At 59.2% G+C, this 16,954-nt stretch carries 14 protein-coding genes and 1 pseudogene; 6 read left to right on the forward strand and 9 right to left on the reverse strand.

The annotated features are described in order from the left end of the window. The first annotated feature begins 139 nt into the window (after positions 1-139). Complete coding sequence (locus tag NKJ21_RS05055; RefSeq protein ID WP_004151228.1) at positions 140-721, forward strand: flavin reductase family protein; 582 nt, start codon at positions 140-142, stop codon at positions 719-721. Positions 722-776: 55 nt separating this feature from the next. On the opposite strand, the gene NKJ21_RS05060 is transcribed toward NKJ21_RS05055, so the two are convergent. Beyond that, complete coding sequence (locus NKJ21_RS05060; protein WP_004202721.1) at positions 777-1,601, reverse strand: helix-turn-helix domain-containing protein; 825 nt, start codon at positions 1,599-1,601, stop codon at positions 777-779. 204 nt (positions 1,602-1,805) lie between these two features. Between NKJ21_RS05060 and NKJ21_RS05065 the strand changes: the two genes are divergently transcribed. The 3 genes from NKJ21_RS05065 to NKJ21_RS05075 are packed head-to-tail and all read left to right on the forward strand — an operon-like array spanning position 1,806 to position 6,433. Beyond that, positions 1,806-3,374, forward strand: a complete 1,569-nt coding sequence (locus NKJ21_RS05065) for a sugar hydrolase (RefSeq protein WP_208777871.1) — start codon at positions 1,806-1,808, stop codon at positions 3,372-3,374. A 23-nt stretch (positions 3,375-3,397) separates the two neighbouring features. Next, positions 3,398-4,780, forward strand: coding sequence for an MFS transporter (locus NKJ21_RS05070; RefSeq protein WP_044612884.1), 1,383 nt, complete (start codon positions 3,398-3,400; stop codon positions 4,778-4,780). 42 nt (positions 4,781-4,822) lie between these two features. Continuing rightward, complete coding sequence (locus tag NKJ21_RS05075) at positions 4,823-6,433, forward strand: carbohydrate porin (protein ID WP_012968090.1); 1,611 nt, start codon at positions 4,823-4,825, stop codon at positions 6,431-6,433. Between the two features lie 39 nt (positions 6,434-6,472). On the opposite strand, the gene pptA is transcribed toward NKJ21_RS05075, so the two are convergent. The 3 genes from pptA to NKJ21_RS05090 form a co-directional block, all read right to left on the reverse strand. Then, positions 6,473-6,700, reverse strand: coding sequence for a tautomerase PptA (gene pptA / locus NKJ21_RS05080; protein ID WP_002906690.1), 228 nt, complete (start codon positions 6,698-6,700; stop codon positions 6,473-6,475). Between the two features lie 70 nt (positions 6,701-6,770). Further along, positions 6,771-7,388 (reverse strand): glutathione S-transferase family protein, encoded by a 618-nt coding sequence (locus NKJ21_RS05085; RefSeq protein ID WP_239270411.1) that lies wholly within the window; start codon positions 7,386-7,388, stop codon positions 6,771-6,773. 83 nt (positions 7,389-7,471) lie between these two features. Beyond that, positions 7,472-8,476: a LacI family DNA-binding transcriptional regulator gene (locus NKJ21_RS05090; RefSeq protein ID WP_016161162.1), complete on the reverse strand. Its 1,005-nt coding sequence runs from the start codon at positions 8,474-8,476 to the stop codon at positions 7,472-7,474. Between the two features lie 304 nt (positions 8,477-8,780). On the opposite strand from NKJ21_RS05090, the gene NKJ21_RS05095 reads away from it, so the two are divergent. Further along, positions 8,781-9,977, forward strand: coding sequence for an L-talarate/galactarate dehydratase (locus NKJ21_RS05095; protein ID WP_131008153.1), 1,197 nt, complete (start codon positions 8,781-8,783; stop codon positions 9,975-9,977). A gap of 204 nt (positions 9,978-10,181) precedes the next feature. Next, positions 10,182-11,492: an MFS transporter gene (locus NKJ21_RS05100; protein WP_239270412.1), complete on the forward strand. Its 1,311-nt coding sequence runs from the start codon at positions 10,182-10,184 to the stop codon at positions 11,490-11,492. Between the two features lie 65 nt (positions 11,493-11,557). Here the strand turns inward: NKJ21_RS05100 and NKJ21_RS05105 are convergent, their stop codons facing one another. From NKJ21_RS05105 to NKJ21_RS05125, 5 genes and pseudogenes are all read right to left on the reverse strand, one after another. Beyond that, positions 11,558-12,409, reverse strand: a complete 852-nt coding sequence (locus NKJ21_RS05105; protein ID WP_162494483.1) for a transporter substrate-binding domain-containing protein — start codon at positions 12,407-12,409, stop codon at positions 11,558-11,560. 38 nt (positions 12,410-12,447) lie between these two features. Next, positions 12,448-13,227, reverse strand: coding sequence for an amino acid ABC transporter ATP-binding protein (locus NKJ21_RS05110; protein WP_254732747.1), 780 nt, complete (start codon positions 13,225-13,227; stop codon positions 12,448-12,450). Continuing rightward, positions 13,211-14,137, reverse strand: a complete 927-nt coding sequence (locus NKJ21_RS05115) for an amino acid ABC transporter permease (RefSeq protein WP_008804709.1) — start codon at positions 14,135-14,137, stop codon at positions 13,211-13,213. Before NKJ21_RS05115 ends, NKJ21_RS05110 begins: the two co-directional genes overlap by 17 nt. Positions 14,138-14,146: 9 nt before the next feature. Beyond that, positions 14,147-14,656, reverse strand: coding sequence for a GNAT family N-acetyltransferase (locus NKJ21_RS05120; RefSeq protein ID WP_008804708.1), 510 nt, complete (start codon positions 14,654-14,656; stop codon positions 14,147-14,149). 11 nt (positions 14,657-14,667) lie between these two features. Beyond that, positions 14,668-16,931, reverse strand: a pseudogene (locus tag NKJ21_RS05125) (NtaA/DmoA family FMN-dependent monooxygenase). Positions 16,932-16,954 lie beyond the last annotated feature (23 nt).

Genomic DNA, 16,954 nt, shown 5'->3' on the forward strand with positions numbered 1-16,954 from the left:
ATCAGGGGAGCCAACATATTGTGATCCTCTTTGGGACTTAGTGCTGGCGACTATAGTCAGACGAGATGACGTATTGATTACATTTTCATTGCGGCTTAACGTGTTACCTGCCAACCGACCCATTATTCAAGGAACGCCTATGAGCCGCTTTCGCCACGTTGAACTGCAGTACGCCAGCCGCCTGCTCAACCACGGCCCGACCATTTTGATCACCAGCTACGATGCCCCGTCTGACCGGCGCAACGTCATGGCCGCCGCCTGGTCAATGCCGGTGGAATTCGCCCCGCCGCGGGTGGCTATCGTGGTGGATAAAAGTACCTGGACGCGGGAGATCATCGAGCGCAACGGCACCTTCGGCATTGTGGTCCCCGGCGTCGCCGCCGCCAGCTGGACCTACGCCGTCGGCAGCGTCAGCGGCCGCGATGAGGACAAATTCAATGCCTGGGGGATCCCGGTAGTGACCGGCCCGGAGCTGGGGTTGCCGCTGATCGAGGAGAAGTGTCTGGCATGGATGGAGTGCCGACTGCTGCCGGCGACGGCGGCCCAGACCCAGTACGACACCCTGTTCGGGGAGGTGGTGTCTGCCGCCGCCGATGAACGCGCGTTCGTCACCGGACGCTGGCAGTTCGACGACGATAAGCTCAATACCCTGCATCATCTTGGCACCGGCAATTTTGTCGCCAGCGGTCGTCATGTGCGGGCAAACTCCCTCGACGAGTAAGCGTGACTTGCCGCAGGCGGCAGGTTTTTCCCCTGCCCAGCCTGCGGCCCCCCTTTTAACCCGGTGGGCGGCGGCGATCGGCGCTGGGGGTCAGGCCAAATACTTTTTTATACAGGGTGGTAAAGTGGTTGCTGTTGGCAAAGCCGCACAGATAAGCCACTTCGGTAATGGTCATCTCCGTTTCACGTAATTTGACCCGCGCGGAGACCAGTCGCAGACGTTTCAGATAATTATCCGGCGTTAAGCCCGTGGCCTCTTTAATATGGCGAAACGCGGTGCGGGTGGTGAGATGAAATTGCTCCGCCAGTTGCTGCCAGTTATGTTCTTCGAAACAGTGCTCCTGCAGCCAGGTGAGTAATTTATGCAGTTTATAGCGGGTGCTGCTATATTCGGCTTCCGACTCGGCTGTGAGAATGGTGGTCACCAGCTGGAAAAAGAGAGACTCCCGTTGCGGGGTATTATCCGCCGCCCTCAGCGCCGGGGAAAATATCTTTTCCACCAGTTCCCGACAATAGCTGCGGGTCTCCGGCGCCAGCCAGCCATAGCAGGCGGCACGCTGCGCCGATAATTGCTGCAGCAATCCCTCCATCTGCTGTAAATAGCGAAAGGCCACCGCCGGATTAATTAAGACATTAATCAACTTCAGCGTCCCCAGCTCATCATAATAGTGGACATCGCCCGGCTGGACGTAAAATACATCGCCCTGCTGGATATACAGCGGGCGGCCATTAATAACGTGTAATCCATGCCCCTCCTCGACGATCACCAGCTCGGCAAACTCGTGGCCATGCTCCTGGCTATTATCTTCCGGGTCGCTGGCGTACATACCGAGCTTATCCTGGGGATGGGTGAAATAATACTCAACGGTCAGTGTCATCATTACAGCAAATCCTGAACAGCCTGGTGCGCAGGGGCACGATAATCTATTCCGGCCTTCGCCACGCGCCCGATGTGCGGATTTGTGATCGCCAGCGCCCCCACCTCATTATTCCTGCCATTTTCACTGACGGTTTGGCATTGCCAGAGTGGTGGCGCCGCCAGACGACGGCCTATGCTGCGCCTAACCTAATGGAGAGGACGCAGTATGTCACAGGCAATTCAATACAATTCCAGTGTGGCGATGACCCGCCATCCGCATTTATTACAGCATGCGGCCGCCCTGACGCCCGCGCTACATCGTCAGCGCCAGGCGCCGCAGGCCATCGTCGAGGCCGTCGCCGATCCGGCGGCGCTGAACGGCTGGCGGGGACACACCGTCTGCACGCCTGAGCAGTTTTATCAGCAGCCGCTTCGCGTCGGCGACAGCATCATCATTGATTTTGGCAGCCATTTTGTTGGCTACCTGCAGTTCAGCTGCCGCAGCGTCGGCAGCCCGCCGGATGCCCCGGCCCATCTGCACTTCACCTTCGGCGAAACGCTGAGCGAAGTCTGCGAGCCGTTCAGCGAGTACCAGGGGTGGCTGAGCAGTAGCTGGTTGCAGCAACAGGATCTGTGGCTCGACGTCCTGCCCGCCCGGGTTGACCTGCCGCGTCGCTACTGCCTGCGCTACCTGAAGGTGGAGGTCAAAGCGCTGTCGCGCAAATTTCGTCTGCAGTTCGATGAGATAGCCCTGGAAACCGTTACCTCAGCCGGCAGCCCGCAGCCGGCGGTCATCGCCGATCCGCAGTTGAAAGCCATTGATAGCGTCGCGGTTCGCACCCTGCAAAACTGCATGCAGGAGGTATTTGAGGATGGGCCGAAACGTGACCGTCGGCTGTGGCTCGGCGACCTGCGCCTGCAGGCGTTGGTCAATGACGTGACCTTCGGCCACCACGATCTGGTCCGCCGCTGCCTGTACCTGTTTGCCGGCCATACCCGGGAAGACGGCATGGTCTCCGCCAATGTCTTTGTCCAGCCTGATGTGCGCGCCGATGACACCTTTCTCTTTGATTATTCATTATTTTTTATCGACGTACTTTATAACTATCTGCAAAGCACCGGCGACACGGAAACCGTCGGTGAGCTGTGGCCCACGGCGCGGCGGCAAATCGAGCTGGCGCTGACCCGCTGCGATCCCCACGGTCTGGTGCGCGACAGCGATGACTGGTGGGCATTTATCGACTGGCAGGCAGAGCTGAATAAACAGTCGTCGGCGCAGGGGGTGCTTATCTACTGCCTGCAGCGTGCCCTCTGGCTGGCGCAGCGTGTTGAACCGCAGCGGGTAGCCGACTACACCGCTACGCTCGCGCAGCTGAAAGAGGCCGCCCTCCGCCACCTGTGGGACAGCGAGCGGCAGGTGTTTATCAGCGGCGCCGCGCGCCAGGTCTCATGGGCGTCGCAGATCTGGCTGGTACTGGCGGAGGTTGGCACCGCCGGGCAGCGGCAAGCGCTGATGCGCCGCCTGCAGCAACAGCCGCCCACCATTGCCATGAATACCCCGTACTTGCGCCATCATCATATTGTCGCCCTGCTGCAGTGCGGCCTGCGCGAGGAGGCGGTGGCGGAGATCAAAGCCTACTGGGGGGCGATGGTTGACTACGGCGCCGACACCTTCTGGGAAATTTTCGACCCGCAGCATCCTGACTTTTCCCCGTATGGCAGTAAGCTCATTAACAGTTACTGCCATGCGTGGAGCTGTACCCCGGCCTGGTTTATTCGCCAGTACGGACTTTAACAACAACGATAAGCGAGTGATTTATGGCAGAAACAACGTTTACCCTGTGGCGGCAGCGCCTTGGCTATGGCATTGCCGATCTCTCCTGCAACCTTGTGTGGCAGATGATCTCTCTGTATCTGATGTTCTTTTACACCGACGTGATGGGTCTCCCGGCCTATTACGTCGGGCTGATGTTCCTGGTTACCCGGCTGGTGGACGGCGTGGCCGACGTGCTGATGGGGCTGGTAATCGACAATACTGCCACCCGCTGGGGGCGCTGCCGTCCCTGGCTGCTGATTGGTGCCCTGCCTTTTGGTCTGCTGTGTATTCTGGCCTTCTATGTGCCGGATTTCGGCACCACCGGCAAACTGCTGTACGCCTTTATCACCTATCTGTGTCTGTCGTTCCTCTACACCCTGGTGAACATTCCGTTCTGCGCCATGCTGCCGTTTTTAACCAGTGATTCCGCAGAGCGCACCACGCTGTCGGCGGTACGTATTCTGCTGGGATCCCTCGGGGCCACCATCGTCGCCGTGGCCACCCTGCCGCTGGTCGGCATGCTGGGCAAAGGCGACCAGCAGCAGGGGTTCCTCTATACCGCGGTGATTTTTGGCGTACTGGCGGCCTTTTTCCTGCTGGTGAGCTTTCGCAACGTCGAAGAAAAGATTACCCTCACCGGGGAGCGCATGACCCTGAAACGCGCCTGGATTAGCCTGCGCGCCAATCGTCCGTGGTGGATCTTCGCCAGCAATATATTTCTGATGTGGGGGGCATTCTTCTTTCAGACCGGAGCGCTGGTGTACTTCTTCCACTATTACGTCGGGAATAGCGAGCTGACGGCGGTTATCGCCGGGATCTCCACCTTCGTTCCCCTGCTCGGCACCCTCACCGTCCCGCTGCTGGCCCGACGCATGAAAAAACGTCATGTCTATCTGGTGGCCAGCGCGGTCAATCTGCTCGGGATGGGGATGATGATGCTGTCTGGCACCTACGCGCTGGGGCTGATCGTCGGGGCGGTGATCCTCTCCCTTGGCGCCGGTCAGCGCACGGCTATCTATTTCTCGATGCAGGCCGACCCGGTGGATTACGGCGTGTGGAAAACCGGCATTAATACCGCGGGTATCCTGACCTCGATAAACGGCTTTCTCGGCAAGGTGGCGATGGCCGGCGCCGGGGCGATCACCGGGGCACTGCTCTCCTCCGGCGGCTATATCGCCAACCAGGCGCAAAGCGACAGCGCCCTGTTGGCCATCAAGGCCTGCTATCTGTACATTCCGGCGCTGTTGATCCTCGCCTCGATGCTGTGGATGGGCCGCTTCTACCGCCTCGACGATCACTATGAGCAGATCCGTGCCGACCTCGATGCCGGACGCGGCGCCTCGCCAGCCCCGGCCCCGACCACCGGAGAATCCCCCGCCATGTAAGGCGCCCCGCTGCTTTAACCTCTGGATAAATTAAGGACTTTTATGCGTATCTCTGTGATTAGCGCAGCGGTTTGCTGCGCCCTTTTTCCACTCACCAGCGCCGCCGGGTTGAGCGTCGAACAACGGCTGGCGCAACTTGAAGCGCGCCTCAATCTCGCCGAACAGCAGGCCAGCGAAGCCAGCCGCCGCGCGCAGCGGGCAGAACAGCAAACCGCCGCCGCCGAACAGCGCGCGGCGGCAGCGGAGCAGCAGGTGCAGGCGCTCAGCCAACAGACCACGGCTCGCGAACAAAAACAGCAGGCCACCAATCAGCAACTGAGCGAACAGCTGGCGAAGCGCGCCCCGGACGATGGCTTTACCTTTAACGCCTACGCCCGTTCCGGAATGTTAGTCAACAGCCACGGCAAAGGCGCCCGCGGCGGGCCAGGCATCTCCCCGGCCAGTTCGCTCAACGGCGATGCCCACGTCGGTCGTCTCGGCAACGAAAAAGATAATTACGCTGAGCTGAGCTTTGGCAAAAAGCTCACCTTCAACGATGGCTCATGGGCGCGCTTCAAGACCATGCTCGCCGACGGGGCCACCAACCCGGATCCGTGGGTTCAGGACAACGACAGCCACCATCTGAACATTCGTCAGCTGTACGTCGAGATGGGCGACTTCGCCGAGTTCACCGGGCCGTTAAAACGCGCCTCGATCTGGGCCGGCAAGCGCTTCGATCGGGATAACTTCGATATCCACTTTACCGATAGCGACATTATGTTCCTCGGTGGCACCGGCGGCGGGATCAATGATGTCGACTGGGGAAGCGGCCTGCGCGGCGATTATTCGGTGTATGCGCGTAACTTCGGCGACCTTGGCAGCGATAATTACGCGGATAATGACATCCAGAATCTGCTGTTCACCGCCAACCATTTTTACGGCAACTGGCAGCTGATGACCACGGTGATGACCGCCCAGGGTAACGATGACCTGAAAGATAATACCTCGACCACCGGGAGCTATGCCCTGCGCAGCGATAACACCGCCAAAAACGGCTACTACGCGATGCTGGCCCTTCACGACAAACAGCAGTTCTACGGCCTGGCGCCAGGGGTGTCGGAAAGCGCCCTGCAGTACGGCGTCGGGCTGGGCGCCGAAGCGCGTCAGCCGGGGAGCGATGGCGACCTGACCGAGAACGCGGCCTCCCTGCGCTTTGCGTCGTACGGGATCCTGCCGCTGGGGAAAAACTGGCAGCTGGCGCCGTCGGTGATAGCCCAGCACAGCGAAGACCGCTATCGCGACGGCGACCGCTACGACTGGGCGACGTTTAACCTGCGGGTATCGCAAGGGATCTCCGCTCACTTCGCCCTGCTGTATGAGGCCTCGTGGCAGTATATGGATCTCAATCCGAACGGGCGCAGCTATCGCTATAATGACAACGTTTATCAGTATCAGGCGGTCCGCGGTGATTTCTACAAGCTGACCTTCGCCCCCACCTTTAAAGTGGGCGATGTGTTTGATATCAAAGCGCGGCCGGAGATACGTTTCTTTGTCACGTGGATGAACTGGGATAAAGACCTGGATCGTTATGCGATCAACGATGATTTCGGCAGCAAAGGCTTTACCGCTGGCGGGACATGGAACTTCGGCGTGCAGACGGAGATTTGGTTCTGACCGAGCTTCACTGGCGGGCATCATGCCCGCCAGTGGCAACTACATGCTATAACCCGGCTTCTTTATCAGCTGCGCCATCTGCGGGGCGATCTCACTGTCCCACACCGCCTGCCACGCGTCCGGCTCAACCTGAGTCAGCGCGACGCTGACGGCGCTCTCTTTGCTGTTCAGATGGCGGATCAGCACCTCTGTGATGTCGGCGGCCAGCGCGGTTTTTTGTTCGTCAGTCAGTTCACGGGGAAAACATTTAATATCTACATGCGGCATAGCAAAGACTCCTTGTGGTCAGAGCCATAACGCTACCACAGAATGGCCGTTCTGGTTGCCATCGCGTGCGTTAAATCAGCTTGTTACGGCGTAGCGCCACGGCCAGCTCCGGTCGCTGACAGACCGCCCGGGCGATGGCGGCGAATTTTGGCGCGTGGTCGTCAAACCACGCCTGTCGCGGCCCCCAGCTGTACATCGCCGCGATATAGCAATCCAGCAACGTTACCGACGCGCCCAGCGCCCACGGCCCGGCAGCCAGCTGCTGTTCGAACCAGAGATAGAGATTTTTCCGGTACTGGCGACAATTCTCCACCAGCTGCTCCGCGGCGGCGGGCGCCCAGCGTTCCGGATAATCGGCATAGGTAAAGGTAGGATAGACGTTGGCCACCAGCCAGACCAGCAGACGCTGGAACTGTTGACGCTGCGGCGTCCCCGGCGTGGGGGCCAGATCGGGACGCTGATCGAGGATCATCAGCGCGATGGCGGCGGTTTCGGTCATGATGCTCCCGTCGGCCAGCCTCAGGGTGGGCACCTGGCACAGCGGATTAATCTGCCGCAGACGCTCGCGCGCCGGACCGGGCTGGTCAAAGCCCTCCACGTCAACCACCTCGTAGGGAATATCGGCCAGGGAGAGCATCAGCTCGCTAATCGTCGAGCCCCATCCCGGCACGCCATAAACGGTAATCATGGTCTGCCTCCAGGGTAAAGCCTAAGTGTAGGCAGAAATTCGCCGCTCACCCACCCGGCACACCATGCCCTGAAAAGGCAGGCCTACGCCGATTCTCGTGCCACCAGCTGAAAGCCGATATCTATAATCACCCCGCTGTCCTCTCCCCCTTCGATGCGGTCAGCCAGCAGCGTAGCGGCCCGTTCACCGATGGCATGACGGTCGACGCTGACGGTAGTGATAGCCGGACGATTGCTGGCGGCGAAATCCAGATCGCCAAAACCGATCACCGCCAGATCCTGCGGTACGCGTAGCCCCCGGCTTTCGGCTTCCATAATCGCCCCCTGGGCGAGGGTGTCTGAGCTGCAGATGATCACATCAAACTCGCTGGCGGCGAGCAGCTCCGCCAGACCGCGCCGCCCCAGCGCCAGCGACGCCGGGAGCGGCACTTCAACCTGAGGCGCATCGTCCAGCCCTTTTTTAGCCAGTCGGGCACAGAGCCCCTGCTTACGCAACATCGCGCGCGCATCGCCCGCCCACAGCAGGCCTGGTCGCTGGTAGCCTTTCTCCAGCACATACTCGCCAATGGTTTCGCCCACTTTTTCATGGGAAAAACCGACCAGCATATCCAGCGGCGTCGGGGTGAGATCCCAGATTTCCACCACCGGCGTGGCGGCGTTAAGAATCGTTTTCTTTAACAGCGGCGCATGCTGGATGCCGGTTAACACCACGCCATCAGGGCGCCGCGAAAGCAAGGTAGAGACCAGCTCGGCCTCGGTCTGCCGGTCATAGCCCGCCACGCACAGCAGCATATGGTAGCCGCGCGCCGCCAGGGTATCGCTCAGCGCCTGGATGGTATCGACAAACATATTGTTATTGATTTGCGGTACCACGACCGCCACCAGCTTGCTGCGCCTGGAGGCGAGGCCGCCGGCCAGCGCATTGGGGATATAGCCCGTCGCCTGCACAGCCTGCATCACTTTCTCTACCGTTTTTGGCCTGACCAGCTGGGGCGTATTCAGCGCCCGACTGACCGTCATCGGCGACAACCCGGCGCTGCGAGCCACATCCTCCAGCGTCGGCGCCCGCGTCGGTTTTTTGCTTTTCACGGCTAAGCCCCTGTGTTAAGTCGTTTCCTGTGGGCATTATTGATGATGCCCCACGCAATTGCCAGCGCCCGCCGCGTCTCCCCTAACAGAATCAACGACCTGCAATACAAAATGTTATCGCTATCATTATGACTTGTCACTTTTCACAAACTGTTTTGGGTTGTGACCTGCACAGCAAATTTTTCGCCTTTATAACGGCCAATTGTGATCGTTTGTACAAATTAAAACCACTACCGTAGCGTCAAAATCATTTCACCATTACAAATGATAGCGCAATCATTTTATTATCAAAAAGGACACCAGTATGACCTCAAGCGCCAATTCCGAGTCCGTAACCTACGCCAAAGCTTTCGGCGTCAAAACCGCCGCTGAAACCGGTGACCGCATTGACCACGTTAAACTGTCGCTGGCTTTTCTGCCGCTGGCCACCCCCGTCAGCGATGCCAAAGTGCTGACCGGTCGCCAAAAACCGCTGACCGAAGTGGCGATTATCATCGCGGAAATTCACTCCCGGGATGGATTCACCGGCGTCGGCTTTAGCTACTCGAAACGTGCGGGCGGCCAGGGTATTTACGCTCACGCCAAAGAGATAGCCGATAATCTGCTTGGCGAAGATCCGAACGACATCGACAAGATCTACACCAAACTGCAGTGGGCCGGGGCTTCCGTCGGCCGGAGCGGCATGGCGGTACAAGCTATCTCCCCTATCGATATTGCCCTGTGGGATATGAAAGCCAAACGCGCCGGTCTACCGCTGGCCAAACTGCTGGGTTCACATCGTGATTCCGTGCAGTGCTACAACACTTCCGGCGGCTTCCTGCATACCCCCCTGGATCAGGTGTTGAAAAACGTGGCTATCTCCCGTGAAAACGGCATCGGCGGGATTAAACTAAAAGTCGGTCAGCCTAATACTGCCGAGGATATCCGTCGTCTGACGGCGGTGCGCGAAGTGCTGGGTGATGACTTCCCGCTGATGGTCGATGCCAACCAGCAGTGGGATCGCGAAACCGCCATTCGCATGGGGCGCAAAATGGAGCCGTTCAATCTGATCTGGATTGAGGAGCCGCTGGATGCCTATGACGTCGAAGGCCACGCGCAGCTGGCCGCCGCGCTGGATACGCCGATTGCCACCGGCGAGATGCTGACCAGCTTCCGCGAACATGAGCAGTTGATCCTCGGCAACGCCAGCGACTTCGTGCAACCGGATGCCCCGCGCGTCGGTGGGATCTCCCCGTTCCTGAAAATAATGGATCTGGCCGCGAAGCACGGTCGCAAGCTGGCTCCGCACTTTGCCATGGAGGTGCACCTGCATCTCGCCGCCGCCTACCCGCTGGAGCCATGGCTGGAGCACTTCGAGTGGCTGAACCCGCTGTTTAACGAGCAGCTAGAACTGCGCGATGGCCGGATGTGGGTTTCCGAACGCCATGGTCTGGGCTTCACCCTCAGCGAGCAGGCTCGCCGCTGGACCCAGCAAAGCTGCGAGTTTGGAAAACGCCCGTAATGACTTCTCCCGGATGACGGCGTCCACGCCTTATCCGGGCTACCGGTCCGCAGACCACTGAGAACCCGTAGCCCCGGTAAGCGCAGCGTCACCGGGAATAAACCTCTGACCCGCTGTACTCGCAATACACGAAATCCGTCAGCAAGCATCAAAGCGGCCTGAAAGATGACGTGTCTTCACAACCCTGCAAAGGAGTTGAATAACATGCAACAGCAAATAAAACGCAGCAACGTGCGTTACGGTATATTGGTTTTTTTATTTCTCGCGACCGTATTTAATTATGCTGACCGGGCCACCCTGTCCGTTGTCGCGCCGATGATGAGTAAAGAGTTAGGTTTTGACCCTGAAGCAATGGGCCTGGCCTTTTCGGTGTTTGGTATTTCCTACGTCATTATGCAAATCCCCGGCGGCTGGCTGCTGGATAAATATGGTTCGCGGTTGGTCTACGGCTGCGCGCTGATTGGCTGGTCGGTCGTCACTATGTTTCAGGGCACTGTTTATCTGTTTGCCAGTCCGCTGGTGGTGCTGGTGCTCCTGCGTCTGATGATGGGGGCCATTGAAGCACCCGCTTTTCCGGCCAACAGTCGCCTGAGCGTCCAGTGGTTCCCCAATAAAGAGCGTGGATTTGTCACCTCGGTCTATCAGGCCGCGCAGTATATTTCGCTGGGCATTATTACGCCGCTGATGACCATCATTCTGCATAATTTAAGCTGGCACTATGTCTTTTATTATATTGGCGCTATCGGGGTGGTGCTGGGAATATTCTGGCTGGTAAAAGTGAAGGATCCTTCACATCATCCTAAAATTAACCCGCAGGAGCTCGATTATATTCGTGAAGGCGGCGGCGTACCGGCATTAGGTAGCCAAAAAACGCCGCAAAAATTAACTCTCGCGCAGATTAAAAGCGTCTGCGTCAATCGCATGATGATCGGGGTTTATATCGGCCAGTTCTGCGTCACATCGATTACCTGGTTCTTCCTCACCTGGTTTCCGACTTACCTCTACCAGGCCAAAGGCATGTCAATCCTCAAGGTCGGGTTTGTCGCCAGTATCCCGGCCATAGCTGGATTTATCGGCGGCCTGCTGGGCGGCGTATTTTCGGACTGGCTGCTGAAACGCGGTTACAGTCTGACCACCGCCCGTAAGCTCCCGGTGATCTGCGGCATGCTGCTCTCCTGCGTCATTGTCGTCGCCAACTACACCTCTTCGGAAGTGGTGGTGATCGCCGCCATGAGTCTGGCGTTCTTTGCCAAAGGTTTCGGGAACCTCGGCTGGTGCGTGCTGAGCGACACCTCGCCGAAAGAGATGCTCGGTATTGCCGGTGGCGTGTTCAATATGTGCGGCAACCTGGCGAGCATCATTACCCCGCTGGTCATCGGGGTGATCCTCGCCAACACCCACTCGTTTGATTACGCCATCCTCTACGTCGGTTCCATGGGCGTGCTGGGCCTGTTCTCCTATCTGTTTATCGTTGGGCCGCTGGATCGCTTGACGCTCACTCCGCGCACCGTTTGATTGAAGACCCTGGCGAGCATTCGCCTCCGCTGTTTCGCGTCGTACTCCGGCGAAACAGCGGTTTTTTAGTAGGTTATCCCCGGCGGGTTGACCACCGACTGCGCCACCGCCTCGCCCTGCTCTCCCCAGCGCGCCAGCACCTGCTGATATTCACCGCGGGCAATCGCCCCGTCGAGGGCTGCCTGCAGGGCAAAGACCAGGCCGTTGCCTTTTTTGGTGGTTGTCGCCACCCACGCTTTTTTCGGCCCCAGGCCCACCACCCGGGTCTGGCCGTTAAGGGCGGCCTTATAGGCTGCCACCGACTGCGGGCCGAAAAAGATATCCGCTCGCCCGGACTGGATATAGAGGTTGCCGGAGGCATCATCGGTCAGGTAGACCGGCTGGGCCTGCGGCCGTCCGGCGGCACGGTTGTCCTCATTCCAGCCCAGCAGGATCCGCTCCTGATTGGTGCCGGACCCGACGATCACTTTGCGCCCGGCGAGGTCAGCGGGTCCGTTTACCGCGGCGATGTCGCTGGTGGATTTCACCGAGAAGGCCAGGGAGTCCACCCGGTAAGTCGCAAAATCGAACTTCTCTTTGCGCTTCTCGGTTACCGCGATATTGATCAGCGCCACATCGTAGCGGCCGGAGGCGATGCCCAGCGGCCAGTCCTCCCACGCGGTGGGCACCAGCCTGAGTTTCAGGCCAAGGCTTCCGGCCAGCAGGCGGGCCATATCCGGGTCGCTGCCGATCCGCGTGCGGTTGTCGCTGGCCAGCAGCGCCAGCGGCGGCGAATTGAGCGCCGAGATCGCCACCGTCAGCGTCCCCGGCTCGACGAAGCGATAGCCCGGCGGAATTTTCGCTATCGCCTGCGGGTCGCGGGTGACCGGCAATGGCTGCTCATTGGCACGCAGATCCAGCGCCGCGTGAGCGCTCATGGCAAAAGCGCTGAGAACAAGGGTCATTAGCGCTCTGTTCATGACGGCAGTACCCTGGATAAAAACTGTCGGGTACGCGGATGCTGCGGATGGTTGAGCACCTCGTAGCTGCTGCCCTGCTCGACGATCCTGCCGTCGACCATAAACACCACCTGGTCGGCCACCTCGCGGGCAAAGCCTACCTCGTGGGTCACCACCACCAGGGTGGTACCGGAGCGCGCCAGCTTCTTGATGACATCCAGTACCTCGCCCACCAGCTCGGGATCCAGCGCCGAGGTGGGCTCATCAAACAGGATCACCCGCGGGTCCAGTGCCAGCGCCCGGGCAATCGCGATACGCTGCTGCTGCCCGCCTGAGAGATGCCGCGACCAGGCGTCGGCTTTATTGCGCAGTCCGACAACGTCCAGCAGTTCATAAGCGCGGGCAATGGCCTCTTTGCGCGTGACCTGCTTGTGGGCGATCGGCGCCTCAATCAGGTTCTCCAGCACCGTCAGGTGCGGAAACAGGTTAAAGTTCTGGAACACGTAGCCGACGTTGATCCGCTGGCGAAGAATTTCCTTTTCTTTCATCTCATACAGCTTGTCGCCTTTGCGGCGATAACCAATATAGTCGCCGTCAATCTGAATAAATCCCTCATCGACACGTTCGAGGTGATTGATGGTGCGCAGCAGCGTCGACTTGCCCGAGCCGGAAGGGCCGAGGATCACCGTCACCGTGCCCGGAGGGATCTCCAGCGACACATCGTCCAGCGCCTTGTGGCGGCCATAGTATTTGCTGACCCCGGTGATAGAGATATGGCCATTATGAGAGCTGGGCATGAACGGCCTCCTGCGGCTGTGGTTGACGTGCGGGTTGATTCAGACGACTGCTGCGGGCGCTGTTTACCGCCGAGCGGCGCTCGCTGCGCGCCAGGGCGCGTTCCACCAGATACTGAATGGCGGAGAGGACGCTGGTGATCGCCAGATACCAGGCGGCGCCAACCATCAACAGCGGGATCACCTCCTGGGTACGGTTGTAGATCATCTGGATGGTGTAGAACAGTTCCGGCATCGCCAGGACGTACACCATCGCCGTTCCCTTGGCCAGACTGATGATCTCATTGAAGCCGGAGGGCAGGATGGTGCGCAGCGCCTGCGGCAGAATAATGCGCAGCGTACGTCGCCAGGCGGGAAGCCCCAGTGCAGCGGCGGCTTCATACTGCCCATGGTCGACCCCCAAAAAGCCACCGCGAATGATCTCCGCGGTATAGGCGCTCTGCACCAGCGTCAGGCCCACCACCGCCGTGGAGAATTGCCCCAGCACGTTAATGGTCTGATAGCTGGCCCAGGTGACGCCGGTAAACGGGATCCCCAGCGACAGGGTGTCGTAGAGATAGGAAAAGTTGTACAGAATAATCAGCACCACAATCAGCGGCAGCGAGCGAAACAACCAGATATAGCCCCAGGCGAGGCTGCTGAGCAGCCACGATGAGGACAAACGGGCCAGCGCCAGCAGGCCGCCGAAGATCACGCTCAGCACCGTGCCGAGCAGGGTCAGGAGCAGGGTTTGCCCCAGCCCCTCGAGGATCACCGGGTCGAAGAACCAGCGGGCGAAGACGCCCCACTCCCAGCGCGGGTTAAAGGCCACCGACTGGATCACCACCGCCAGCACCAGCAGGGCGACCAGGGCCCCGACCACCCGCAGCGGATAGCGCGCCGGCACCACTTTTATTGTTTCAGATGAATGCATCATGCCTCCTCAAGCGCTGTGACTGAAGGCGCTCACCGCCAGCGCTTTAGTGAACCGCAGCCGGCCATCGTACGGCGGCTGACTGTACTCTTCCGGGTCTCGCGTGAGGTCAAACTGCGCCTCATACCCCTGGCTGAGATAGAGCTTTACCGCCTCCGGCTGACGGAAGCCGGTGGTCAGGTAGATATGGCTGTACCCGGCCAGCACCGCCCGCCGTTCCAGCTCCTGGACCACCTTCGCCGCCAGCCCCTGCTGGCGCAGACGGCGGTGCGTCCAGATACGTTTGATCTCCGCGGTGTGGCGATCTTTCGGTTTATAAGCGCCGGTGGCGATAATTTCTCCCTCACGCTCAAGGACGATAAACAGCCCCTGCGGCGGCAAATACCACTCAGTCAACTCCACTTCCGCATCGCGGGAAAAATAGTCGCCGTAGCGGGCGGCATATTCGGCAAACAGCCCGCTAATAATCGGCTGCAGCTCCGGTGCGTCCGGAGAAATATCGCGGAATGCTTCGCTCATCGCGCCTCCTGTCAGTCGCCCAGTCCGGGTGGGTTGATTTCTGATTGCGGAATACTCTCCACCCCTTCGCCCCAGCGGTTAAGCACTTTGGCGTAATCACCGCTGGCGATAGCGCCGTTCAGCGCCGCCTGGACGGCATTCACCAGCCCGCTGTCTTTTTTCAGCGTCACCGCGATATGCGCCGCTTTCGGCCAGCCGCCATCGACGCTGCCCACCAGTTTGGTTTTGCCGGTCAGCGCCGCCTTCCATGCGCCAATCACGTTGGGGCCGAAAAAGGCGTCGGCGCGCCCGGTCTGCAGGGCCAGCGTCTGGGCGGCGTCATCCTTGGTGTAGACCGGGGTAAACGGCTTCAGCCCCTTCTTGACGTTCTCCGCGTTCCACGCCAGCAGGATCGCCTCCTGGTTAGTACCGGAGCCGACGATAATCTTCAGCCCGGCGATGTCCTCCGCCTTGTCAATTTTGTTCAGCGGACTGGTGCTTTTGACGTAGAAGCCCAGCGAGTCTTTACGGTAGGTGGCGAAATCGAACTTCTCTTTGCGCTCTTTGGTGACGGTAATATTGCTGATCGCGGCATCATATTTGCCGGAGGTAACCCCCAGCGGCCAGTCTTCCCATGAAGTAGGAACCACGTTCACTTCCAGTCCAAGGCTCTCCGCCACCAGCCGGGCGATATCCGTCTCGCTGCCGAGCAGGGTTTTGTTGTCATCGGCGAAGACCGTCAGCGGCGGTGAGTTCAGGGCTGCCACCGCGACGGTGAATTTCCCCGGCACCGCCAGATGCAGATCTTTCGGCAACAGCGCAATGGCCTGTGGATTTTTCGCTGTGTGAATCGGCGTTTTGTTGGCCTCCAGGCTCACCCCGGTGCCATTGATCTTGACGTCCTGGGCCCACGACGAGGCGCTAAATGCCAACGCGACGGCCAGCAAGAGTGTTGTTTTCTGCATAGCGTGATTCTCTTTTATTATTTTTGGAATTGATTAGCAGGTAGCGCCAGACCCAGACTTTCCCGCAGGGTGGTGCCCGGATAGTCGCGACGGAACAGGCCGCGCGCCTGTAACAGCGGAACCACCTCATCCACAAAGCGCGGGAAGGTTTCCGGCGTGCCGCCCTGAATAATGAAACCGTCCGCCGCGTGCTGTTCGAACCACAATTGCAGGCCATCGGCGACATCGCTGGCGGTGCCGGTAAAACGCGGACGCGGACTCGCTGCCTCCAGGGCCACCTGGCGCAGGGTTAATCCCCGCTCGCGGGCGTGACGTTTAATCTCGTCGGTGGTGCTGCGGAAGCTGTTTTGTCCGAGGTCGCCAATATCCGGGAACGGTTCATCAAGCGGATACTGCGAAAAATCATGATGTTCGAAATACCGCCCCAGATAATTCAGCGCATCCTCGATGGAAACCAGCGCCGCGGTAGTCTGGTACTGACGTTCCGCATCCTCGGCGTCATCCCCGACGATGACGCTGACGCCCTGGAAGATATGCAGTTGGTCCGGGGTGCGCTGATATGCGCTGAGTTGGCTTTTAACATCCTGATAAAATGCCTGCGCCTCGGCCAGCGATTCCTGATGGGTAAAAATGGCATCGGCGTGGCGTGCGGCTAATTTCTTGCCGTCGTCCGACGCGCCGGCCTGGAAAATAATCGGCCGTCCCTGTGGCGTTCGGGCAATATTTAGCGGCCCGGCCACTTTAAAGAAATCGCCATGGTGATCGAGCGTATGCAGTTTATTTTTATCAAAGAACTGGCCAGTCTCCTTATTGCGCACAAAGGCGTCCTCTTCCCATGAATCCCATAAGCCTTTCACAACCTGCAGATATTCATCGGCAATGCGATAGCGCAGCGCATGATCCGGATGCTGGGCCCGGGAGAAGTTTTTCGCCGACCCTTCCAGCGGCGAAGTGACGACATTCCACCCCGCCCGTCCCTGGCTTAAATGGTCAAGGCTGGCGAACTGGCGGGCGGTAGTAAACGGCTCGCTGTACGAAGTGGATAAGGTCCCCACCAGTCCCAGACGCCGGGTGACCGCGGCCAGCGCGGAAAGTACCGTTAAAGGTTCGAAGCGATTTAAAAAATGGGGAATCGATTTTTCATTGATATATAACCCGTCGGCGACAAAAATAAAATCCAGCTTCCCCTCTTCCGCTTTTAACGCCGTCTGCGTGACAAAGTTAAAATTAATACTGGCGTCCGCCTGCGCCGCCGGATGACGCCAGGCGGACATATTTCCCGATGCGCCATGTAATATCGTTCCCAGACGCAATTGTCGATTTTCAGACATAGTTCCCCCTTCCCCTGTCATCC

Origin of the sequence: Klebsiella sp. SWET4, assembly GCF_024296565.1 — a bacterium.
In the GTDB taxonomy this organism is placed as follows: Bacteria; Pseudomonadota; Gammaproteobacteria; order Enterobacterales; family Enterobacteriaceae; genus Klebsiella; species Klebsiella variicola.